The organism is Streptomyces pseudovenezuelae (genome assembly GCF_029892565.1).
GTDB lineage: Bacteria > Actinomycetota > Actinomycetes > Streptomycetales > Streptomycetaceae > Streptomyces > Streptomyces pseudovenezuelae_A.
The window spans coordinates 763,414-786,391 of the sequence record NZ_JARXVH010000002.1 but is presented as its reverse complement, the minus strand read 5'-3'; the positions used below and the strand labels follow the sequence as shown (position 1 = coordinate 786,391).

18 protein-coding genes and 1 pseudogene are annotated in these 22,978 nt (G+C 69.9%); 11 read left to right on the top strand and 8 right to left on the bottom strand.

Features of this window, described 5'->3' with window-relative positions; translation table 11 throughout:
* Positions 1 to 7 precede the first annotated feature (7 nt).
* The 6 genes from M2283_RS08230 (at position 8) to M2283_RS08205 (ending at position 6,908) form a co-directional block, all read left to right on the top strand.
* Positions 8 to 769, top strand: coding sequence for an electron transfer flavoprotein subunit beta/FixA family protein (locus M2283_RS08230; RefSeq protein ID WP_432423040.1), 762 nt, complete (start codon positions 8 to 10; stop codon positions 767 to 769).
* 22 nt (positions 770 to 791) lie between these two features.
* Entirely contained in the window at positions 792 to 1,757 is a 966-nt protein-coding gene (locus M2283_RS08225; protein ID WP_280875425.1) for an electron transfer flavoprotein subunit alpha/FixB family protein, read from the top strand.
* 85 nt (positions 1,758 to 1,842) lie between these two features.
* Positions 1,843 to 2,922, top strand: coding sequence for an amidohydrolase family protein (locus M2283_RS08220; RefSeq protein WP_280875424.1), 1,080 nt, complete (start codon positions 1,843 to 1,845; stop codon positions 2,920 to 2,922).
* Between the two features lie 38 nt (positions 2,923 to 2,960).
* Positions 2,961 to 5,378 (top strand): GNAT family N-acetyltransferase, encoded by a 2,418-nt coding sequence (locus M2283_RS08215; protein ID WP_280875423.1) that lies wholly within the window; start codon positions 2,961 to 2,963, stop codon positions 5,376 to 5,378.
* Entirely contained in the window at positions 5,375 to 6,349 is a 975-nt protein-coding gene (locus M2283_RS08210; RefSeq protein WP_280875422.1) for an LLM class flavin-dependent oxidoreductase, read from the top strand. Before M2283_RS08215 ends, M2283_RS08210 begins: the two co-directional genes overlap by 4 nt.
* A gap of 16 nt (positions 6,350 to 6,365) precedes the next feature.
* Positions 6,366 to 6,908 carry a PaaI family thioesterase gene (locus M2283_RS08205; protein WP_280875421.1) on the top strand — a complete coding sequence of 181 codons (543 nt, stop codon included), beginning with the start codon at positions 6,366 to 6,368 and terminating at the stop codon, positions 6,906 to 6,908.
* Here M2283_RS08205 and M2283_RS08200 read toward each other — a convergent pair.
* From M2283_RS08200 to M2283_RS08165, 8 genes and pseudogenes are all read right to left on the bottom strand, one after another.
* Positions 6,902 to 8,053 (bottom strand): acyl-CoA dehydrogenase family protein, encoded by a 1,152-nt coding sequence (locus M2283_RS08200; RefSeq protein WP_280875420.1) that lies wholly within the window; start codon positions 8,051 to 8,053, stop codon positions 6,902 to 6,904. The genes M2283_RS08205 and M2283_RS08200 overlap by 7 nt on opposite strands.
* Positions 8,054 to 8,162: 109 nt before the next feature.
* A pseudogene (locus M2283_RS08195) lies at positions 8,163 to 8,363 on the bottom strand (shikimate dehydrogenase); the annotation flags it as partial.
* A 15-nt stretch (positions 8,364 to 8,378) separates the two neighbouring features.
* Positions 8,379 to 9,122 (bottom strand): ABC transporter ATP-binding protein, encoded by a 744-nt coding sequence (locus M2283_RS08190; RefSeq protein ID WP_280875419.1) that lies wholly within the window; start codon positions 9,120 to 9,122, stop codon positions 8,379 to 8,381.
* Positions 9,119 to 11,002, bottom strand: coding sequence for a branched-chain amino acid ABC transporter ATP-binding protein/permease (locus tag M2283_RS08185; RefSeq protein ID WP_280875418.1), 1,884 nt, complete (start codon positions 11,000 to 11,002; stop codon positions 9,119 to 9,121). Before M2283_RS08185 ends, M2283_RS08190 begins: the two co-directional genes overlap by 4 nt.
* Positions 10,999 to 11,868 carry a branched-chain amino acid ABC transporter permease gene (locus tag M2283_RS08180; protein ID WP_280875417.1) on the bottom strand — a complete coding sequence of 290 codons (870 nt, stop codon included), beginning with the start codon at positions 11,866 to 11,868 and terminating at the stop codon, positions 10,999 to 11,001. The genes M2283_RS08185 and M2283_RS08180 overlap by 4 nt, the downstream gene beginning before the upstream one ends.
* Positions 11,869 to 11,912: 44 nt before the next feature.
* Positions 11,913 to 13,076, bottom strand: a complete 1,164-nt coding sequence (locus M2283_RS08175; protein ID WP_280875416.1) for an ABC transporter substrate-binding protein — start codon at positions 13,074 to 13,076, stop codon at positions 11,913 to 11,915.
* Positions 13,077 to 13,107: 31 nt separating this feature from the next.
* The gene (locus M2283_RS08170; protein ID WP_280875415.1) at positions 13,108 to 14,862 is read right to left on the bottom strand and encodes a thiamine pyrophosphate-binding protein; all 1,755 of its coding nucleotides are present in this window, start codon (positions 14,860 to 14,862) and stop codon (positions 13,108 to 13,110) included.
* Entirely contained in the window at positions 14,859 to 16,364 is a 1,506-nt protein-coding gene (locus tag M2283_RS08165; protein WP_280875414.1) for an aldehyde dehydrogenase family protein, read from the bottom strand. Before M2283_RS08165 ends, M2283_RS08170 begins: the two co-directional genes overlap by 4 nt.
* 154 nt (positions 16,365 to 16,518) lie before the next feature.
* On the opposite strand from M2283_RS08165, the gene M2283_RS08160 reads away from it, so the two are divergent.
* The 5 genes from M2283_RS08160 to M2283_RS08140 all read left to right on the top strand — a co-directional run bounded on the left by M2283_RS08160 (position 16,519) and on the right by M2283_RS08140 (position 22,667).
* A complete protein-coding gene (locus tag M2283_RS08160; RefSeq protein ID WP_280875413.1) occupies positions 16,519 to 17,301 on the top strand; it encodes an IclR family transcriptional regulator in 783 nt (260 codons plus the stop codon).
* Positions 17,302 to 17,345: 44 nt separating this feature from the next.
* Positions 17,346 to 18,551, top strand: a complete 1,206-nt coding sequence (locus M2283_RS08155; RefSeq protein WP_280875412.1) for a CaiB/BaiF CoA transferase family protein — start codon at positions 17,346 to 17,348, stop codon at positions 18,549 to 18,551.
* Entirely contained in the window at positions 18,548 to 19,369 is an 822-nt protein-coding gene (locus M2283_RS08150; RefSeq protein WP_280875411.1) for a citryl-CoA lyase, read from the top strand. Before M2283_RS08155 ends, M2283_RS08150 begins: the two co-directional genes overlap by 4 nt.
* 152 nt (positions 19,370 to 19,521) lie before the next feature.
* Positions 19,522 to 21,696 (top strand): PQQ-binding-like beta-propeller repeat protein, encoded by a 2,175-nt coding sequence (locus M2283_RS08145; RefSeq protein WP_280875410.1) that lies wholly within the window; start codon positions 19,522 to 19,524, stop codon positions 21,694 to 21,696.
* Positions 21,693 to 22,667: a ThuA domain-containing protein gene (locus M2283_RS08140; RefSeq protein WP_280875409.1), complete on the top strand. Its 975-nt coding sequence runs from the start codon at positions 21,693 to 21,695 to the stop codon at positions 22,665 to 22,667. Before M2283_RS08145 ends, M2283_RS08140 begins: the two co-directional genes overlap by 4 nt.
* Positions 22,668 to 22,978: the final 311 nt, after the last annotated feature.

The following is a 22,978-nucleotide window of genomic DNA, read 5'->3' as shown; positions in this document are numbered from 1 at the left end:
TGTCTGCGTGAAGCACGTGCCCGACGCCACGGCGGACCGCACCTTCACCGAGGACGGCACCAACGACCGCGGGTCGGTCGACTCGCTGCTGTCCGAACTCGACGAGTACGCCGTCGAACAGGCCCTGCGGATCGTCGAGTCGGGCGTCGAGGCCGAGATCACCTACCTCACCGTCGGCCCCGACGACGCGAAGGACGCCCTGCGCAAGGCGCTCGCGATGGGCGGCGACTCGGCGATCCACGTGAGCGACCAGGACATCGAGGGCAGCGACGCGTTCGGCACCTCACTCGTCCTGGCCGGGGCGATCGAGCGGCACGGCTTCGACCTCGTCCTGTGCGGGATGGCCTCCACGGACGGCACCATGAGCGTCGTACCGGCGCTGCTGGCCGAACGGCTCGGGGTCCCCGCCGTCACCCACCTCGAAGAACTGACGGTCGAGGACGGCACGGTGACCGGCCGCCGAGAGAGCGATTCCGCGACCGTGCGGGTCCAGGGCGCGCTGCCGGCCGTGGTGTCGGTGACCGACCGTTCCGGTGACGCCCGTTACCCCTCCTTCAAGGGGATCATGGCCGCGAAGAAGAAGCCGCTGGAGACCCTCGACCTCGCCGATCTCGGCATCGACACCGAGCGGGTCGGCCGGACCGGTGCGCGATCCGCCGTCGACACCGCGGCCAGGCGTCCGCCGCGCACCAAGGGAGAGATCGTCGCCGCCGACGGCACGGGCGACGCCGGCCTGGCCGCGTTCCTCACCGCCAAGAAGTTCGTCTGACCGACCCAAGGAGCGCAGCACCGTGGCCGAGATCCTCGTACTCGTCGATCACCTGGACGGCACCGTCCGCAAGCCGACCCTCGAACTGCTCACCCTGGCCCGCCGCTTGGGCGAGCCGTCGGCCGTCTTCCTCGGGCCGGGCGCGGGCGCCGCGGCCGAGACCCTCGGCCGGTACGGCGCACACAAGGTGTACGTCGTGGACGCACCCGAGGTCGAGGACTTCCTCGTCACTCCGGCCGTCGACGCCCTCGCCCAGATCGCCGAGAGCGCCGGCCCGGCGGCGATCCTGCTGCCGTCCGGCCCGGACGGCAAGGAGACCGCCGCACGGGTCGCGCTCCGCCTGGAGTCCGGGCTGATCACGGACGCCGTCGACATCACGGCGGGCGAGGACGGCCGCCCGGTCACCGAGCAGTCCGTGTTCGCGGCGACGTACCAGGTCACGGCACACATCACCCAGGGCATACCGGTGATCACGGTGAAGCCGAACGCAACCGCCCCGGAACCGGCCCCCGTCACACCCGAGGTCGAGAAGTGGGACGTCGCCTTCGGCCCGGCCGCCACCACCGTGAAGGTCCTGTCCCGCACACCCCGTGAGCGCGGCGACCGCCCCGAGCTGACCGAGGCCGACATCGTCGTCTCCGGCGGCCGCGGTGTGAACGGCGCCGAGAACTTCGCCGTGATCGAGCGCGTCGCCGACGTCCTGGGCGCGGCTGTCGGGGCGTCCCGCGCCGCGGTCGACGCGGGCTGGTACCCGCACAGCCACCAGGTCGGCCAGACCGGCACCCAGGTCTCCCCGCAGCTCTACCTCGCCGCCGGGATCTCCGGGGCGATCCAACACCGCGCGGGCATGCAGACCGCCAAGACCATCGTCGCCGTCAACAAGGACAAGGACGCCCCCATCTTCGAACTCGCCGATTACGGCGTCGTAGGAGATCTCTTCCAGGTGCTCCCGCAGCTGGTGGAGGAGATCGAGCGGCGTCGAAGCTGATCTCCACCCCCTCCCGGCCTTCCACCCGGCGACCGATACCACTAAAATCGCTAACTGATTGCATCCATTGACCCGAAGGAGCGCCATGACGAAGATCTGGGTCAACTCGGGGGACTCCCACGTGATGGAACCCGACGACCTGTGGACACAGGCGCTGCCGCCACGCCTCGCCGACCGGGCACCCCGCAGTGAGCGCGGCGACAAGTACGAGGTGCTGTACATCGACGGCGAGCGCATCGACCGCCAGCTCAACGACTTCATGGACGCCATGCGGCCGCCGGGGGCCCGGGACCTCCACGTCCGGCTAAAAGACCTGGACCAGGAGGGCGTCTGGGGCCAGCTGGCCTTCCCCTCCATGGGGTTCTGGCTGGTGTCGATCACCGACCGGGAGCTCGCCCGGGAGACCGTTCGGGCCTGGAACGACTGGGCGCACTCCGAGGTCCTCGGGAAGCAGAAGCGCATCATCACTCCCGCCTGCGTGTCGACCGCCGACGTCGAGGACGCGGTCGCCGAGGTCGAGCGTGTGGCGGAGATGGGATTCCAGTCGGTCTTCCTGCCGTGCCAGACACGGCCGGGCGAGGAGTACGCCCTCGACCGCTGGGAGCCGCTCTGGACGGCGGCCGAGCGGGCCGGACTGACGCTGGGCTTCCACATCGGCACGGGCGGCGAGAACGTCGTCTTCCGCGGGCCCGGCGGCGCGGTCGTCAACTACATGGAGACGACCTACCCCGGCATGCGCGTCGTGTCCCACATGGTCGCGGGCGGTGCCCTGGACCGGCACCCCGACCTGAAGATCCTCATCGCGGAGGGCGGCGCGGGATGGGTGCCGGCCATCGGCGACCGGATGGACGAGGCCTACCGACAGCACGGCATGTTCGTCCGGCCCAAGCTCAGCCGCCTGCCCAGCGAGATCATCAGGCAGCAGGTGTACGCCTCCTTCCAGCACGACAAGAGCTCGGTGGAGATCGTCGAGTCGACCGGCTACCGCAACGTCATGTGGGGCGACGACTACCCCCACCTGGAGGGCACGTACGGCCACACCCAGTCCACGCTGCACGAGCTGTTCGACGGCGTGCCCGCGGACATCCGCGAGCGCGTCACCCGCGGCACCTTCGACGAACTGTTCCGTCTGCCCGAGCAGACTCCCCAGGAGGCGGCCGTCTGAGCGGCGCCGACGACGCGAGGATGTCGGGCGGGACACCTGTGACCACTCCCCCCTACCCCGAGGACCTGGAACAGCCCGGACTCGTCAGGACCGGGCGGTCGACCTTCGTCCGGCCCGTCCGGCCGGAGGACGCCGACCGCCTGGTCGCGTTCGTCGGCGGCCTGTCCCGGGCGACCCTGGCCTATCGCTCGCTCGGCCCGGTGGTCCGCGCCCGCGACGACGTCATCCGGCGCGGCGCCCACGTGGACTACCTCAACGAACTGGCGCTCGTCGCCCTGGCCGGCGACGAGATCGCGGGCCTGGTGCGCTACGTCCGCGATCCCGAGGAACCGGAGCACGCGGAGGTCACCTTCACCATCCGCGACGACCACCAGAGCGAGGGGTTCGGCAGGCTGCTCCTGGAGCACATCGCCGCTGCCGCCCGCGCCCGGGGCATCCGGGTCCTGGAGGCCGACGTCCTCGCCGACAACGCCCGCATGATCAACGTGTTCCTCGGCTCCGGCTACCGGGTGGAGTCCGGGCCGCCCGGCCAGATCGTCCACTTCGAGATCGCCGTCGACCCGCAGGCCCAGGCCGTCGCCCGGGCCGAGCGCCGTGAGCACACGGCCGTACGACGTTCCCTGCGACCGCTGCTCGAACCTCGCTCGGTAGCGGTGATCGGCGCGAATCGGAGCCCGCTGACGATCGGCCACGAGATCGTGGCCAACCTGCTGCGGGGCGGTTTCCGCGGCAGCGTGTTCCCGGTCAATCCGCGGGCCGAGCGGATCGCCGGGACCCGGGCGTATCCGAGCGTGCGAGAGCTTCCCGAGGTGCCGGATCTGGCACTGGTCGCGGTGCGGGCCGAGGCGGTGCCCGACGTCGTACGGGAATGTGCCGAGGCCGGGGTCAAAGCGGTGGTCGTCGTCTCCACCGGCTTCGGGGAGACCGGGGCGGCCGGTCGGGCGACCGAGCTGGAGCTGGCCCGCTTCGCCCGGGCCTCCGGGATGCGGCTGGTGGGCCCGAACTGCATGGGCGTGGTCAACACGACGCCTGCTGCCCGGCTGGCCGCGACCTTCTCCCCCGCGCTGCCGACGCCGGGCCGGGTGGCGATGTCCAGTCAGTCCGGGCCGCTCGGGCTCGCGGTGCTCGACTTCGCCCGGCGGCTGCGGCTCGGCTTCTCCGGCTTCGTGTCGGTGGGCCACGCCGTGGACGTCTCCACCAACGACCTGCTCCAGTGGTGGGAGGAGGACCCCGAGACCTCGGTGGTCCTGCTGCACGTCGAGACCTTCGGCAATCCGCGCAGGTTCGCCCGCATCGCGCGCCGGGTCGCACCGCGCAAGCCGATCGTAGCGGTGCACCCGGGGCATGCGGACTCGGCGGTCGGTTCGCTCTTCGCCCAATCCGGCGTCATCCGTACCCGCAGCCTCCAGGAACTCTTCGACGTCGCGCTCCTGCTCGCGCATCAGCCGTCCCCACCGGGCAACCGGGTCGCGGTGATCACCAACGCGGGCGGGCCCGCCGCGCTGACCGTCGGAGCGTGCGAGGCGAGCGGACTGCGGGTGCCCGTACTCGGTGAGCACATACAGCACACCCTCGGTACGGTCCTCTCGCCCCGCGCGGACGTCACCAACCCGATCGACCTCACGCCCACGGCCACCGCCGCGCACTACCGGCAGGCGCTGGACGCCGTACTGGCCGAGGACGGCATCGACGCCGCCGTGGTCCTCTTCATGCCCCCGCTGGCGGACAAGCCCGACGAGGTGGCGGCGGCGATCCTCGACGCGGCCGAGGCCGCGCCCGAGAAGCCGGTGGTGGCGAGTTTCCTGGGCGGTGCGGGCGTCGCCGATCTCCTGCACCGGGGCGAACTCGTGGTACCGACCTACGCGTTCCCCGAGTCCGCGGCCGTCTCGCTCGGTCACGCGGCCGCGTACCAGGCGTGGCGCAGCACCCCCGCGGGTGTCATACCGGACCTCCCGGGGATCGACGCGGACCGAGCCCGCTCGCTGGTCGCCGGGTGCGCTCCCGCAACCGTGCCGGCGCAGACCGCTGCCGAGTTGCTGCACTCGTACGGCATCTCCGTACGCGACACGGGCTCCCAGGGCCCGGACGCGTTCCTCTCCGTCCGCGCGGACCCGGTCTTCGGCCCGGTGATCGCGTTCGGTCTCACCGGGGACTACGCCGACCTCATGGCCGACGTCGCCCACCGGATCACCCCGCTCAGCGACCGCGACGCCCGGGAGATGATCCGCTCACTGCGGGCGGCTCCACTGCTGGACGGTCGGGTGGGCGGCCGGGGTGTGGATCTGACGGCCCTTGAGGAGACGGTCCTGCGGATCTCCGCGATGGTCGAGGACCTGCCCGAGATCGAGTCCATGGATCTGCGTCCGGTACGGCTGCTACCGCCGGGGAGCGGGGTGGCCGTCGCCCGCGCGACGATCCAACTGGCCAACGACACAAGGAGAGGTGGCCCCTCATGAAGGTCGGCATCTACTTCGACATGCGCAATCCCCCGCCCTGGCAAAAGAGTTGGTCCCGCGTCTACGGATTCGCCCTGGAGATGTGCGAGGAGGCGGACCGGCTCGGCCTCGACTCGGTCTGGTTCTCCGAACACCACGGCTTCGAGGACGGATACCTCCCGCAGCCGCTCACCATGGCCGCCGCGGCCGCGGCCCGCACCCGCCGGGTCCGCCTTGGCACCGCGGTCATCCCCGCACCCCTGCACGCGGCCCCCGAGATCGCCGAACAGGCCGCGATCGTCGACATCATCAGCGACGGCCGCCTGGATCTCGGGCTCGGCACCGGCTACCGCGTGCCCGAGTACCGGCTGTACGGCGCCGATCTCGCCAAGCGCTACTCCACGACGGACCAGCGGGTGCGGGAAATCCGCGGTCTGTGGTCCGAATCCCTGGTCACCCCCGGCCCGGTCCAGGACCCGCTGCCGATCTGGCTCGGCTACCAGGGCCCGCAGGGTGCACGCCGGGCCGGACGGCTGGGCACGGGGCTGCTGTCCCTCAACCCGGCGCTGCTGACGCCGTACCGGGACGGGCTGGCCGAGAGCGGCTACGACATGTCGGCGGCCCGGATGCAGGGCTCGTTCACCACGTTCGTCACCGAGGACCCCGACGGCGACTGGCCGATGGTGCGCAAACACCTGACATACCAGTGGGACAGCTATCGCCGGTACATGGTCGAGGGAACCGACCAGCCCGCCCCCCGCCCCATCGATCCCGAGAAGTGGCGGAAGACGGGGCTGCAGGCGACAGGTGTCGGTCAGTTCCTCTACGGCACCCCGCAGGACACCGCCGAGGCCATCAAGGCGTACGTGGCGGGGTTGCCGGTCGAAGGGGTGTTCCTGTGGGCCTCACTGGCCGGGATGCCCGAGGAGATGGTCGCCCGTCAGATACAGCTGATCGCCGGGAAGCTGCGCCCGCTGCTTGCCGATGTCTGACCTGAGGAGAAGCAGCGTGACGAGAACGACTGGTGGGGCCACGACGTCGGCGGGGCACTGGGCGGGCGCGGACTTCCAGGAGCCGCCCCGCACCCCCGGCGGCGTGGCGCTGTGCGGCGCGTGCCGCGTCGCAGGTTCGTGCCGTCTGGGTGTCGAGGGCGAACGGCTCGACGAGGACGGCGTAGCGGTGTTCGAACTCGCCTGCCCTCGCGACCAGGAGGGCGGGCCCAATGTCGCGCACGGCGGCTGGACGGCGGCCGTGCTGGACGACTGCCTCGGTCATCTCCCGCTGCTGCACCGGGTGTTGAGTGTCACGGCGGAACTCAGCGTCAGCTTCGTGAAACCGGTACCGGTGGAACGGCCACTGGAGGTCCGGGCCTGGGTCGAGCGGCGGGAGGGCCGGCGCTGGTACATCGCGGGCGAGATGGTCCTGCTGCCGACACGTGCCGTACTGGCCCGAGTCTCCGGGATCTGGGTGACCCGCGACCAGAGCCACTTCGCACGGCACGAGGCATGGCTGGCCGACCAGGAGACCAAGGGCGAAGGCGAGAGTCAGTAGGACCGCAGCCCCATGCTGCGGGCGATCCCGTTGCGTTGGATCTGGCTGGTTCCCCCGGAGATCGTGGCCACGATCGACTCCCGGTAGCGGAAGCTCATCACGCTCTCGGTCGAGAAACCGTGCCCGGCACACACCTGCATCCCCAGCCGGGCGGCCGCCACATACGTCTCCGACCCCTTCAGCTTGGCCATCGAGCCCTCCCGGGTGCACGGCTTGCCCTGGGCCAGCAGCCAGGCCGCGCGGTACGCGAGCAGCCGAGCGGAGTCGATCTCGGTCTGCAGGTCGGCCATGGCGTGGGCGAGGGCCTGGAAGTTCCCGACCGGACGGCCGAAGGCGTGCCGGGTGCGGGAGTACTCCAGCATCTCGTCCAGCGTGGCCTGCGCGGCGCCCAGATATCCGCCGGTGATGATCACCTTCTCCAGTTCGATGTTGGAGAGCATGACCTTCCAGCCCTCGTCGCGCGGGCCGACGAGATTCTCCTTCGGGACCAGGGCGTCGTTGAAGAAGACCTCGTTGGTGCCGAGGATGTGCCGGGCCAGCGTCGGCGTCCGCCGCACCTCGACGCCGTCCGTCGCCGGGTCGACGAGCAGCAGGCTGATGCCGCCGTGCTTGGGCTCGCGGGGTCCGGTCCGCACATAGGTCGCGATGGTCGTGTCGGGCAGACCGCCGCCGGTGCACCACGCCTTCTGGCCGCGCACGAGGAACCCGTCGCCGTGGTCCTCGGCGGTGGTGCGCAGGGCGGCGGCGTCGGACCCGCTGTCCGGTTCGCTGAGGCCGACGGCGAGGCGGTGGCGCCCCGTCATCACCTGCTCACGGATGAAGGCACGCTGCGCCTCGTTGCCCCACCGGAACACAGTGATCCCCGGGATGAGCACGCCGATGTAGCACATGGCGACGTCGAAGCTGGCCCGCCCCAACTCCTCCGCGATCAGGATGAGTTCGAGCGGGCTGCCGCCGTCGCCACCCTCCTCCTCACTGAACGGGAGGGAGAACCACCCCAGATCGGCCATGCCCCGGAACAGCTCGGGCGGCACTACGCCCTCCTCGTCCCACTGCTTGGCCTTCTCGGCCGGGCACACGTCAGCGACGAACTGCCGTGCCGTCGCGCGCAACAGGTCCTGCTCGTCGGTCAGCCCGAAGTCCACGGCCACTCCTCGACAGCACTAGGCTATTCATCTATCTAATTGTTCTATGTTAGCGGATACAGTGGTCCGGCCGGAATACACCTCCCGCCACCGACACCTCACATCCCGACACGACGGTGTTGACGGCACCGACCGCCTCGGCCTGTGGAGTGAGTTCGTCAAGACACCCGATACCGATGCGGTCGAGATCGATCAGACGGTAGAGGTAGCGCAGGCCGTGCCGATCTGCCTCCCGTTCGTGGAGCATGGGGCTGAACGAGGTGCCTGTGCCGGAGCCGATCAGGCCGATGAGGTACGAGTCCTGGGTCATCGCCGCGCGCGCCGCTCACAGCCCCAGGTAGATCTGGCGGACCCGGGTGTCCTGGCTGAGTTCCTCGGAGGTTCCCGTCATGGCGACGGTCCCGTTCTCCATGACGAGGCAGTGACTGGTCGCGCCGAAGGTGAGCTTGGCGTTCTGCTCGACCAGGAGCAGGCTCAGGCCTTCCTCCCGCAGTCGTTGCAGGGTGTCGAGGATGAAGCCGACGAGTTTGGGTGACAGTCCCATCGACGGTTCGTCGAGGAGGAGAAGGCGCGGTCTGGCCATCAGGGCGCGGCCGATCGCGAGCATCTGCTGCTGTCCTCCGGAGAGGGCTCCGGCCAGTCGTCCGCTCATCTCCCGCAGCATCGGGAAGAGTTGGTGCACTTCTTCCAGTGTGGCCCGGGTCTCGTCGTCCCAGCGGCGCGCGTAGGCGCCGAGCAGCAGGTTCTTCTCCACGGACAGGCCGGGGAAGACGTGCCGGCCCTCCGGTACGTAGCCGATGCCGTGCCGCACCATGTCGCGGGCCCTGACCCGGGTCAGGTCTCGCTCGCCGAGCGTGACGCGTCCGCCGCTGCGCGGGACCAGGCCCATCAGTACCTTGAGTGTGGAGGTCTTGCCCGCGCCGTTGGCGCCGATGATGCCGACCGAGGCGCCCGGCTCCACGCTGAAACCGATCGAGCGGACCGCGCACACTCCGCCGTAGTGCACGGACAGGTCCTCGACGGTGAGCGTGGCGGCTGTTTCGGTACGGGGAGCGGGGATCTTCCTCACCGGGTTGCCTCCTTCGAAGCGGGCGCCGAAGTTGGATCAGGGTCGGAGCCCGGGTTCGGGCCGGGGTCCGGGTTCGGGCCGGGGCCCGGAAGTGGGACGTCCGCCATTGCGGAATCACCCAGATACGCCTCGATCACCGCGGGTGCCGCGACCACTTCGGCCGGCGTGCCCTCCGCGATGACTCCGCCGCTGGAGAGCACCGTGACGCGCTCGCACAGCGACATGACCAGGCCCATGTTGTGCTCGATCAGAACGACGGTGGTGCCCCTGTCGCGGATGGAGCGCACGATGTCGGCGAGTTGCTGCACCTCTTCGCCGTTCAGTCCGGCCGCCGGTTCGTCGAGCAGCAACAGCCGCGGCTGCGTGGCCATGGCTCGGGCGATCTCGATGCGGCGCTGGATGCCGTACGGGAGTGAGCCGGGCGCGGCGTCCGCGAAGTCGGTGAGCCCGAAGCGTTCCAGGAGTTTCTGGGCCTGCCGGCGTAGCCGTCGCTCACGGCGTATCACGCCGGGCTGCCACAGCGCGTACTGCCAGACCGTGTGCGTACGGGTTCGGTCCAGGGCGACCAGGATGTTCTCACGCACCGTCAGCTGTCGGAACAGGCGCAGGTTCTGGAACGTACGGGCCAGGCCCAGCAGGGAGAGGGTGTACGGGCGGGTGGTGGTCGTGTCACGGCCGGCGAACCGCACCTTCCCCGAACTCGCCCTGTAGAAGCCGCTGATGACGTTGAACAGGGTGGTCTTGCCCGAACCGTTCGGGCCGACGATGCCGCGGATCTCGCCCGCGGCGACCGTGAGGGAGACATCGTCCAGGGCGCGCAGGCCACGGAAGTCCTTGGTGACGGATCGGATTTCGAGCAGCGGCTCGTCCAAGGACGAGGATTCGAGCGCGGTGACCGGCTCGTACGGCTGGAAGGGGCGCAATTCCGCCCGGTTGACAGCGCGACCGCCCCTCCGGCGTACGAACTCCAGTGCCCGGGACGGGATTCCGGCGAGTCCGGTGGGCGCGAAGACGACCATCAGGACGACCACCACGCCGTATCCCAGCTGTGCGTACGTCGAGAAGTCGGACAGCCACTCGCGGATGAGGGTCAGCCCGACCGCGCCGACCACACAGCCCACCAGGGAGCGCCGGCCGCCGATGATCACCATGGCGAGCAGGATGAACATGTTGGCGATGGAGAATGTCTCAGGGGCGACGTAGCGGATGAGGCCCGCGTAGAGGACGCCGGCCAGGCCTCCGTACAGGCCGGCGAGGACGAAGGCGGTCATGCGCAGGAGCGGGATCTCGGCGCCCATCGCGCCGGCCGCCAGGGAGTCGTCGCGCATCGCGCGCAGGCGTCGGCCCAGTGACGTGCGGACGACGAACAGGCCGAAGCCGAGGCCGAGGGCGCAGACCACCAACTCCAGGTAGTAGTAGAGGTATTCGCTGGAGAGGTCGATGCCCGGGAGGGTCGGCAGCGGGATGCCGGAGATGCCGTCGGCGCCTCCGGAGATCGAGGCGTTGGTGATCCAGTTGATGAAGCCGAGTGCCAGGCCTAGGGTGACGATGCCCAGGTAGTGGGACTGCATGCGCAGAGCGGGAATGCCGACGAGCAGGCCCGTGGCCGTCGTCGCGAGCAGCGCGAGTACGGCCGCCGCCCAGAATCCGTATCCGGAGTGGGTGGTGAGGATCGCGAGGGTGTACGCGCCGACGCCGAAGAAGGCGACCTGGGCGAGGTTGATCTGGCCCGAGACGCCCATCGCGAGACCCATGCCGATGGCCAACAGGGCGTAGATGACGGCGATGTTGACGACATGGATGGAGTAACTGCCCAGGCCGTACGGCAGGATCCAGAGGGCCACGGCCAGGGCGCCGAGCGAGCCGATTCGCAACTTCACGCGCGGCTCACCGTCCTCTCGCCGAAGACGCCCGTCGGCCGGATCATGATGGCGACGGTGAAGACCAGGAAGGTCACGAGCACGGAGTAGCCCTGGAAGTGGCCCGCCGCGTAGGAGTCGAGGACGCCGATCGCGAGGCCGCCGACGACGGCTCCGGGGATGGACCCGAAGCCCCCGAGCATCGCGGCGGCGAAGCCCTTGATGCCGAGGGCGCCACCGAGTGAGGCGTCGACGTACAGCATCGGGCCGACGAGGCCGCCGGCCAGGGCTGCGAGGCCCGCGCCGATGGAGAAGGCGAGGGCGTTGCTGCGGCCGACGTCGATGCCGACGGCGGTGGCCGCCTCGTGGTCCATGGCGACGGCCTGCATGGCCGCGCCGCGCTTGGTGCGTGCCAGGAACCAGGCGAGACCGATCACGGCCAGCGCGGCGACGCCCATGACCAAGAGGTCGTACGTCCGCACGCGCACCCCGAACAGGTCGAGTGGGGCGGCCCGGACCGGCGAGGGGACTGCCCGTCCGGTGGTGCCCCAGATCAGGATGGCGACGGCCTGGAGGACGATGCCGAAGCCGATGGTGCCGATGAGCATCAGGTCGAAGTCCTTGTTCTCCAGCGGGCGCAGGACCCGCTCGATGACCAGACCGATGGCGCCGGTGACGACGATCGCCACGAGCATGGCGACGGCGAAGGGCAGTTTGGACGTCAGATAGAAGGTGGAGGCCGCGTAGGCGCCGATCATGGCGATGTCGGCGTGCGCGAAGTTGACCAGGCCCATGGTGCGGTAGACCAGGGAGAACCCCATGGCGACCAGGGCGTAGACCGCCCCCAGGCTCAAGCCCCCGACGAGCGTCTGCAGTGTCTCTTGCACGGCGTACTCCCGTTGCCAGTTGCCAGTTGCCGGATGCCCGATGACTACTGCTGCGCGACGAGCTTGCCGTCGCTGATGACACCGATGGTGGTCTTGGTGATGCCGACACCTGTGTCGTCGTAGGCGAAGTCGCCGAGCAGGCCCTTGTACGCGGTGGCGCGGATGGCGTCGGCGAGGTCCTGACCGGTGGCGGCCTTGCTGGTCTTGAGCGCGGTCAGGAGAATGTTCGCCCCGTCGTAGGCCTTGGCTCCGTGCAGTTCGGCGTCCTTGCCGTACGCGGCCTTGTACGCGGCGGCGAACTTCTTCGAAGCGTCACTCGCGTCGTTGCTCAGATAGGGCGAGCTGACGATGGTGCCCTCGACGGCGGCCTTGCCCGCGGTGTCGATGAAGACGGGTGTGCCCTGCGGCGCGGCGCCCGCGAAGGGGGCCGTGATGCCAAGGTCCCGGGCCTGTTTGACGATCAGACCGGCCTCGACCTCCTCCGAGCCGATGAAGACGACCTGGGGCTTCTTGGAGCGGATCTTCGTGAGCGCGGCGCTGAAGTCCTTCTGGTCGGTGGTGACCACCTGATCGGTCGACGGCGAAACGCCGAGCCCCTTGGCGGCCTTGAGGAAGGCGTCGTGCTCGCCCGTCCCGAAGGATCCGTTGTTCGTGATCATCGCGATCTTCTTGTAGCCCTTGTCCTTGATCAGGTACTGGGCGAGCGTCGAGTCGTAGGTGGTACTGGTCGGCCCGTTGAGGAAGAGGTACGGGCTCTTCAGCGCGACCAGGCCGTCGGACTGACCGGAGGTGATGTTGGGGATCTTCGCCTGCTGGAGCACCGGCGCCATGGCGATGGTCACCGCGCTCTCCGCCGTACCGAGCATGGCGACGTACTTCTCACTGGCCAGCTTGCGGGCGATGTTGGTGCCGGCCGTCGGGTCGCCCTGGTCGTCGAAGAGCTTCAGCTGGATCTTGCGGCCGTCGATGCCGCCCTTCTTGTTCCACTCGTCGACGGCGAGCTTGGCCCCCTTGTACTCCCAGTCGCCGAGCGAACTGAGCTGCCCGCTCTGCGCGTCGACGACGGCGATCTTGATGGGGCCCGAGGATGCCTTGCTGTCACTGCTGGAGTCGCCGGGCGCGCTGCACGCGGCGAGGGCCACGGTCAGTACGACCGCGGTGCAGACGGTGGCGCGAGTCGTGGTGGGTGGTCGTGGGATGCGGCTCATGGAGGTCACCTCGTCCTGGGAGAAGGGCAGTTCAGTCGGTGAAGGACCCGCGGTAGATGTCCTTGATGTTCCAGTGACCCGGCGTCGGCACGGGTTCGTTGACCATCGGCACGTCGATGACGGCGGGCCGGCGCCGCGCGATCGCGTCGGCGAGCGCCTTGGAGAGATCGGCGGGGGCGGCGACGGGGTATCCGTCGGCGCCGCAGGACCGGCCGAGTGCCGCGAAGTCCGGGCTGTAGGGCTGACCTTCGGCGTCTGTGAACTCACAGCCGTAGGACCGTCCGAACGACGCGGTCTGCAGGTCGGCGATGGTGCCGTGGGCCCGGTTGTTCATCACCACGAAGACGACGGGCAGCCCCTGTTCGACGGCCATCGGCACGGCGGGCAGCTGCGCGCTCATGCCGCCGTCGCCGATCAGCGCGACCACCACACGGTCCGGCTGGGCGATCTGCACCCCGACCGCGGCGGCCGGTCCGAAGCCCATGGTCGAGGCTCCGCCCGGGGTGATGAACCGTCCTCCTTCGGGGAGTTCGTAGCACTGGGCGACGCCGTTCTTGTTCCAGCCGACATCGGTGACGAGCACCGCGTCGTCGGGAAGCGCGTCGCGCAGGTCGGCGAGGATGCGTTGCGGACGCAGCGGGAAGTCGTCGCTGCGTCCGTCCTCGCGTGCGGTGTCGAAGACGGTCCGGCGGGCGGTGGCGATGGTCGCGCGCAGACCCTGCCTCGACAGACGCTCGGGCCTGGCTGCCTGTACAGCGTCCCCGATGGCCCGTACCGCGTCACCCACGTCGGCGACGGCGCCGATCTCGACGGGGTAGTTGCGTCCGATCTCGGCGGGGTCGATGTCGATCTGGAGGAGGCGACTGGGCGGACTGTGCTTGTCACCGAAGGTCCACGTGTACGCCGGATCCCAGGAGCTGGCGTCGGTCTCCGCGAACCGGGTCGCCAGGGCGAGGACCACATCGGCGCCCTTGGTGTATGCGTGCGTCGTCTCCAGGCCCCAGAAGCCGGGCATGCCGAGCAGCAGCGGATGACTGTCGGGCAGGACGCCCTTGCCCATCAGGGAGTGGGCGAGCGGGATGTCGAGGTGCTCGGCGAGGTCCGACAGGGCCTGGCGGGCGGCGGGTTCGCGCAGTCCGCCGCCGAAGTAGATCAGGGGGCGTTCGGCGTTCAGCAGCGTCCTTGCGATGCGCTCGGCGGTGGCACGGTCGAGAGCGGGGAGCGCGGAGCTCTTGGGCAGGGGGTACTCCCCCGCGTACTGCTCGACCTGCCGACTCCACAGGTCCATCGGTACGTTGATGAGCACGGCACCCGGTCGCCCCGAGGTCGCGGTCCACAACGCCCGTTCCGTGGTGCGGGCCAGGTCCTGGACCCGGTGCACGTGCCAGGCGCGCTTGGTGAACGGACGGTAGATCGCGGTCTGGTCGGCGTCCGCGTGGAGGTTGACCTCCTGGTGCGGGTGACGGCCGTGGTAGTAGGAGGGGATGTCGCCGGAGATGACGACCAGCGGGATCGAGTCGAGGGCGGCGGTGGCGACGCCGGTGACCGCGTTCATCATGCCGGGGCCGACATGGGTGAGCAGTACGCCGGGTTTCCCGGAGGCACGGGCGTAGCCGTCGGCGGCGTGGGCGGCGGCCTGTTCGTGGCGAGCGATCACGAACTCGATCGAGCTGGGGCCTAGCGCGTCGAGCAGGGCGATGTTGGTGTGGCCGCAGGTGCCGAAGACGAACTCGACTCCGTACGACTCCAGTTGGCCGACCAGGGCTTCGGCGGCGGTGACAGTCATGCGCCGGTCCCTTCGTCCACGGTGGTCGCGTCGCCCCAGACGGACAGACCGCGGAGCATGAGGGTCTTGACGACCGTGTAGTCGTCGATCATCGACCGGGGGGTCTCCCGTCCGAAGCCGGAGTCCTTGACCCCGCCGAAGGGGACATGGTCGAGGCGGTAGTTGGAGCTGCCGCCCGCGATCAGCGCGCCGGTCTGCAACTCGCGCCAGGCAGTGATGATGCGGCCCATGTCGCGGGTGAACAGGCCCGCCTGAAGGCCGTACCGGCTGGCGTTGCAGGCGTCGATGACCGCGTCGAAGTCGTCGTACGGCAGCACCGCGACCAGCGCTCCGAAGACCTCGTGGACGACGACCGAGGCGGATTCGGGGGGTCCGGCGACGATGGTGGGCGCGGCGGTGGCGCCGTTGCGGGTGCCGCCGCGCAGCACGCGGGCGCCGGCGGCGGCGGCCTCGGCGGACCAGCTCACCACGCGTTCGGCGGCATTCTCGTCGACCATCGAGCCCACATCAGTGGCCGGGTCCAGCGGGTCGCCGACCTTGAGGGTGTCGACGGCGGCGGTGAAAGCATCGAGGAAGGTCTCGTAGCGAGAGCGGTGGACGTAGACGCGCTGGACGGAGATGCAGCTCTGGCCGGAGTTGCTGTATCCGGTGCGGGCACACTCCTTGGCGGCCTGCGCGATGTCGGCGTCCTCGCAGACGATCGTGGCGGCGTTCCCACCGAGTTCGAGCACCAGGCGCTTGGCCCCGGCGGCACGCGCCACGGCCCGGCCGGTCTCCGGGCTGCCGGTGAAGCTGATGACGGCGACCTCGTCGGCCGCGCACAACAACGCGCCGACCTCGGCGCCGCCGTGCAGCAACTGCACTCCCTGCGGCGGCAGTCCGGAATCCAGGAGCAGTGCCACGATCGCGGCGGTGGCGGCCGGGGCCTGGGGCGGCGCCTTGACGATGGTGGTGTTGCCCGCGGCGAATGAGGCGCCGAGCTTGTGGGCGAGCAAGTTGGCGGGGGCATTGAACGGCGTGATCGCCAGAGCCACTCCGGCGGGTGCACGGTAGGTGAGGGCGGTGTTGCCAATACCCCGTGCCCAGCCCGCGACGGGCAGGTTCTCGCCGCCGATGTGCCGGGCCTCGGACGCACACACCGCGAAGGTGTCCGCCACTCGGTCGATCTCCCCGCGCCCGTCCTTGACCGGCTTTCCCAGCTCCAGGGCGAGCAGCCGGGCCAACTCCTCACGGTGGGCCGAGGCGGCGCGCGAGGCCCGGTCGAGGATGTCGGCGCGGATGGCGGGGGCGAGCCGGGCCACGGAACGAGCCGAGGAGCGGGCGTAGGCGAGGGCGCGGGACACCTCCTCCCCGGTCGCGTGGGTCGTACGACTGACAACTCGGCGCAGATACGGGCCCGTTCGGGTGGCGGCGGGACCGTCGCCGCCCCACTGGCCCGCGATGTACGGGGGCGCCTCGACCACCGTCGCGTCCGCGCCGGCCTTGAGGAGTGAATCCAGCATGAGACCTCCGAGAAAACCGCTCAGTGGTACCGGTGGACTGCTCTGTGGGTCGGCGTGTAACGTACGGGCGCCAACTCGCGGTGGCAAGAGGACAGTTCGGGGAAGTTTCCGGGGGCGGTCCGTGGGGGCGGCCCGGCACGGAGGGAGAAGTCGCGTGGACGGGACCGAACAGGAGCAGGCGGCCGAGGCGACCGGGGTGCGCAGTGTGCGCAGGGCCCTGGACATCCTGGGGCTGCTCACCGAGGATCGGCCGACGGTCACGCTGAGGGAGATCGTCGACGCCACCGGCCTGGCGAAGACCACGGCGGTCCGCCTGGTGCAGACCCTCGAACAGTGCGGTCTGCTCTGGGACACCCCGGCCGGCTACACCGCGGGCCCCGGCCTGTGGCGCTGGGCCCACCTGGCCCACACCAGTTGGGAACTGCCCCGCGAGACCCGCAAGTTGATGCGGGAGCTGGCCGAGGAACAGCAGGAGACGGTCAACCTCTTCATGCTGCGCGGTCTGGCTCGTGTCTGCGTCGCGCAGCAGGAGAGCCCCCAGCCGCTGCGCCATGTGGTGCGGGTCGGCGACGAACTCCCGCTGTGGGCGGGCGCCTCGTCGAAGATCCTGCTGCGTACGGCGCCGGACAGCCTGCTGCAGCGCATCGCCCTGGACTCACCGCACGGCGAGGGGCACGCCCGGCAGTTGCGGGTGTGGGCGGACATGGCGGCGGAGCGCGGCTTCGCTGTCAGCCGCGGTGAGCGCGACGAGGGGCTGACGGCCGTGGCCGTGCCGGTCGTCGGTCGCACCGGGGCCGTGGTCGCCGCGCTGTCGCTCAGCGGCCCCAGCCACCGTTTCCCCGAGGCCGTCGTGCAGCGGTTCGCCGACGCGCTCGCCGCCGTCTCCCGGCAGATGTCGGAGCAGGGGTTCGACCATCCGCTCAGTCCGACGAAATAGACCCCAAGTGAATCCATCGCAGAAACCTCAGAAGGAGCCGGTGCATGGCCGAACGACCGCTCTCAGGAATCCGCGTACTCGATCTCACCAACGTGCTCGCAGGACCGTACTGCAGTTACCACCTCATGCTGCTCGGCGCCGAGGTCGTCAAGGTCGAACAGCCGGGCAAGGGCGATCTGGCCCGCAGCCTCGGCCCCGACCCGGAACTCAACCGGGCCGGTATCGGCGCCTCCTTCCTCGCCCAGAACGCCGGCAAGAAATCCCTCGCCCTGGATCTCAAGGACCCTGCCGACCGGGCCGACTTCGAGGACCTGGTGCGTGGCGCCGATGTCCTCCTGGACAACTTCCGGGCCGGGGTGCTGGCCCGGATGGGGTACGGCGCCACCCGGCTCGGTGACCTCAACCCACGTCTGGTGAGCTGTGCGATCACCGGCTTCGGACAGTCCGGGCCGATGAGCACCGCCCCTGCCTACGACCAGATCATCCAGGGCCTGTCCGGGATGATGAGCATCACCGGTACCACGGACACCGCGCCCCTCCGGGTGGGCTTCCCGGTCTGCGACTCGCTCGGCGGACTCGGCGCAGCCCTCGCGATCAGCGCGGCGCTGCTCGGTCGGGAGAGGACCGGGCGGGGGGTACGACTGGACGTCTCCATGCTGGAGGTCTCCCTCTCCGCGATGGGCTGGGCCGTCTCCAACTACCTTGTCAGCGGGGTGGATCCGGAGCCGATGGGCGACCAGAACGCCACCGCCGCGCCTTCGGGAACCTTCGAGACCGCGGACGGTGGCCTGAACATCGCGGCCAACCGGCAGGAGCAGTTCGTCACGCTCTGCCGACTCGCCGGACTGCCGGCACTGGTCGACGATCCGCGGTTCGCCGAGCGAGAGGCACGCAAGCGACACCGCGCCGAGCTCAACACCGAACTCAACACGGCACTGCGCCAAAAGACCGCCCTGGAGTGGGAGGAGATCCTGTCCTCGGCCGGTGTCCCGGCGGCCCGGGTGCTGACGGTTCCCGAGGCCGTGGAGCTCAAGCAGCTCGCCCGCCGCGGCTTCTTCACCGACCTGCCCTACCCGGACGGTTCGGGCCGCACCCTGCGGGTCAGCGGCAACGGCGTCCTCATGGACGGCGAGCCCCTCCCTCCGACCTCCCCACCTCCGCTGCTCGACCAGCACGGCGAGGAACGCACCACGCTCATCACCCGCTGGCGGGCACACGGCCGTGCGGCCGCCGAAGCCCCCGCCTCATGACCCCCGGGCCGCAGGACGGCCTGGTCGCCCAGTGGTGGGCCACCGCCGTCAGCCGGATCGAACCCGGCATCATCGAACTGCGCGAGCATCCCGTCCAGGACCTGATCGGCACCACGACCTTCGTCGAGACCATCTGGCTGCTGCTCCGCGGTGAACTCCCTCGCCCCGAACAGGCAAAGCTGCTGGAAGCGGCCCTGGTGGCAGGCGTCGACCACGGTCCACAGGCGCCCTCGATCGCCGCCGCCCGGATGGCCGCCACCTGCGGGGTCGGCCTCAACAGCGCGGTGGCCACCGGCGTAAACATGCTCGGCGACGTGCACGGTGGTGCCGGGCAGCAGTGCGTGGAGCTGCTCGATGAGATCGCCCGACAGCACGACCAGGGAGGCGAGTTCGAGCTGGCCGTGGCCAAGGTCATCGGCGAGTGGCAGGCTCGGTCGCGCTATCTGCCCGGTTTCGGCCACCGCTTCCACCCCCGCGACCCGCGCCGCGACCCCCTGCTCACCCTCGTGGACCGTGCCGTGACGGACGGGCTCGTCACGGGCGCCCATCTACGGGCGGCCCGCGCCGTCGAGACACACCTCAATCTCGGGCGCGAGGGAAAGAAGCCCGTACCCATGAACATCGACGGTGCCACCGCCGTCATCTACGCCGAGCTGGGCTTCGCCGCACCCCTGGCCCGAGGCCTCTTCGTGCTCAGCCGCAGCGTCGGCATCCTCGCGCACGCCTGGGAGGAGACCGGGCAGGGTCGGCGCAACAAGAGCCCCATGCCGCCCTCCATGATCCCGGTCCACCTGGTGGTACCAACTCCACGCGCCTAGCCACTGGTTGACTCTCGCTCCACGAAAACCTCCTGCCGCATGTCTTGTCACGCACGCCCGCCGTCCCTAACGTGACGCTCCATCCCGCGAACCCATTCTGCGGATCAAACGAACCATCTAGTGGACCTTGATCGAATCGAGGGAACTCAACGATGGAAAGACGCTCCTTTCTCCTGACGGCCGCGGCGGGCAGCGCGGCCACGGTCTCCGCCCTGACCTCCACGGCCGAGGCCTCCCCCGACTCCCCCCGACTGGCACTCCCCGTACCACCGCAGTCCGCCGCGCTCGGCACCACGGGCATCAACTGGCCCAAGGTGGGCGGCAATTACGGCAACCAGAACCACTCCACGCTCCGCGACCTCACCCCGAAGAACGTCAAGAAGCTCGGCGGTGCCTGGCACGTCAACCTGGAGGGCGGCTCGACCTCCGCCTACCAGCAGTGCACGATCGTCGTCCAGGACGGCGTGCTGTACGTCGAGACCACCCAGCAGAACGTCTTCGCCGTCAACGGCCGTACGGGCGAGGTCATTTGGAAGACGAACCTCGGCACCGAGACCACCAACATGCGCGGCGTCGCCGTGGCCGAGGGCAAGGTCTTCACCATCTCGGGCGCCAACATCGTCTACGCCCTCGACCGGAGGACCGGCGCGATCGTCTGGCAGAAGCCACTCATCGTGGAGGACAACGGCGGCGACGACGGCTGCAGCAACGACAGCGGCCAGTGCGGCGGCAACAGCGGCGGACTCGCGGGCGCGGTCGTCCACTTCGACGGCCTGATCTACGTCGGCACCGAGGGCTCGACGGCCGGCGCACGCGGCCGGGGCTACGCGCTCGACGCGAAGACCGGTGACGTCGTATGGACCTTCTGGGGCCCGCCCGGGCCCGGCGAGTTCGGACACGACACCTGGGCGGGCGACTCCTGGAAGACCGGCGGCGCGGTCCCCTGGATCCACCCGGCCGTGGATCCCGAACTCGGCCTCGTGTACTGGACGTTCGGCAATCCGTATCCCCGTACGGACGGCTCCTCGCGCGGCGGCGACAACCTCTTCGCCAACTCGATCGTCGCGATCGACGCCAAGACCGGCAAGCGGCGCTGGCACTTCCAGTCCGTCCACCACGACATCTGGGACGCCGACAACGTCATGGCACCGGTCCTCGCCGACCTCCTCATCGACGGCAAGCGGCGCAAGGTCGTCGTCTACGGCTCCAAGACCTGCTGGTTCTACATCCTCGACCGCCGCACCGGCGAGGCCGTCCATGGCATGGAGGAGCGCGCGGTCCCCCAGCAGGCCGAGCACAAGACCTCGCCCACGCAGCCGTTCCCCGGCGGCGAGCCGTTCACGGACCCGTTCCCGCGCCTCGACAAGACGACCCGCCCGGTGCCGTTCTACCCGGTCGGCGGCCTCTACTCGGTCTTCTGGGACCGGGCCACGATCATCTTCCCGGGCGCGGGCGGCGGCGGGGACTGGGGATTCCCGTCCTTCAGCCCGCGGACCGGATACGTCTACATCGGCTACGGCCTGGTCAATTCCTCCTACTCCAACACGCACGGCGGCCGGGTCAACACCGCACGCCCGCTGGGTGAGTTGTTCGGCGGCGGCCTGGTCGCCATGGATCCGCGCACCAACACGGTCGCCTGGCGCAAGGAAGGCGACTGGTCCCTCGCCCACGGCAACGGCATCCTCACCACCGCGGGCAGGCTCCTCTTCCAGGGCCGCCCGGACGGCGTCCTCGAAGCGATGGACGACACCAGCGGCGAGACGCTGTGGACCTGGCAGTGCGGCGCCGGGGTGAACACCATCCCCGTCTCGTACGAGATCGACGGCGAGCAGTACGTTGCCGTGCTCGCCGGGGGCAACGGGCTGCCCTTCCCCGACATCCCCAAGGGCGACCATCTGTGGGCGTTCAAGCTCGGCGGCAAGGTCGCGCCGGCCCCCGCCCCCACCCCGCCCTCTCGCCGCAACCAGATCCGCACCGCCGCCGTGACCGGCGCGACGGCACACAACACTGTCACGCTCGGCCGCATCTGGAACGCCGGCACCAACTCCCCCGGCGCCAGCGAGAACACGGTCGCCCAGAACGCCATGGCGCCTCAGTACCTCACCGTCCCCGTCGGTGCCGAGGTCACCTTCACCAACCCCGCCGACAACAAACAGGCACACGGAGCGGCGGCGTTCTTCGACGCCGAGTTCGACACCGGCCTGCTGATGCCGGGCCAGTCGTACGCCTACACCTTCGCCAAGGCCGGCGAGTACTTCTACAACGACCCGGCCTACCCGCAGTCCACCGGCAAGGTCGTCGTCCAGCGAGAGGGCGGAGTGTCATGACGGCAAGAACCCGCACCCCGCTGTCCATTGCACTGGCGATCGTTCTCGTCGCCCTGGCCGCCTTCTTCGGCGGCCGATACCAGGCCTCCGCCCAGTCACGGCCCACCAGCGCTCAGGAACTCGGCGACCCCGACTACGGCGTCTGCCGCGGCACCAGCCCCAAGTGCTATCACGACTGGGGCAACTTCTCCCCGGCCACCGACGGCTACAAGGTGTTGCTCTACACCCGCACCGCCGGCCCCCGGCACGCCAACCTCGGCCCCGCGCTCGGCACCGGTCCGGACCCGGCGCTCACCGCCGCCAACGTCGTACAGAACGCGGTCGTCAAGCTGGGCCAGGACAACGGCTTCACCGTCGACTGGACCGAGGACGTCACCCAACTCGCCAGCTCAGCACAGCTGTTCAGGTACAACGCGGTCATCTTCTACTCCACCAGCCGCGATACCCTCGACGACGCCGCACAGACGTCACTACGCCAGTACATCCGAGGCGGCGGAGGCTTCGTCGGCATCCACAACGCGTTCGGTACGGAATACAACTGGCCCTGGTACGAAGGCCTGTTGGGCGGCGCCAACTACTACGACCACGGCCCCGAACAAGCCGGCACCGTCGTCACCCAGGACCGCCACGACTCCTCCACCGCGGATCTCCCGGCCCGCTGGGACTTCACCGACGAGTGGTACAACCTCGTCCCCGCCCCGTCCAAGGTCCGCCTCCTCGCCACCGTCGACGAGTCCACCCTCGCCAAAGGGGTCACCGGCAGCATGGGCCACCCCGGACACGGCAAGGTCCACCCGGTGGCCTGGTGCCAGTACTACGACGGCGGCCGAGCCTGGCTCACCACCCTCGGCCACGACGCCAAGGACTTCACCACCGACGGCTCCTTCCCCGGCGCCGAGCAGTACCAGAAGCTCATCCTCGGCGGCATCGAGTCAGCCATGGGCAGGACACCTTTTTGCCGAGGCCGTTGAACCGGACATCGAGGGCCGTCGAACCAGCGCCGAACACGAGACATGATTGTGTCCGCTCGGGACATCGCCAGCAGATCAGCCCTGGCATCTCGGCGTTCAGCACTCCTTGACCTGCGCGTATGCCACCCGGGGCCCTGGCCCGCATGCGCGGCGAGTGGGGGGCCGTGTCGCAGCCAGGAACACCGCTCCCCGGCACAGCCCGGCCTGTCACCCACCAGGCGAAACCCCTAGCTTGGCATTGGGCCCAGCGGCCACGCGTGACGCCTCGGACCGAGGGCACCGGGCACTTCGCCTGTGCTCGCTCGGTCTCG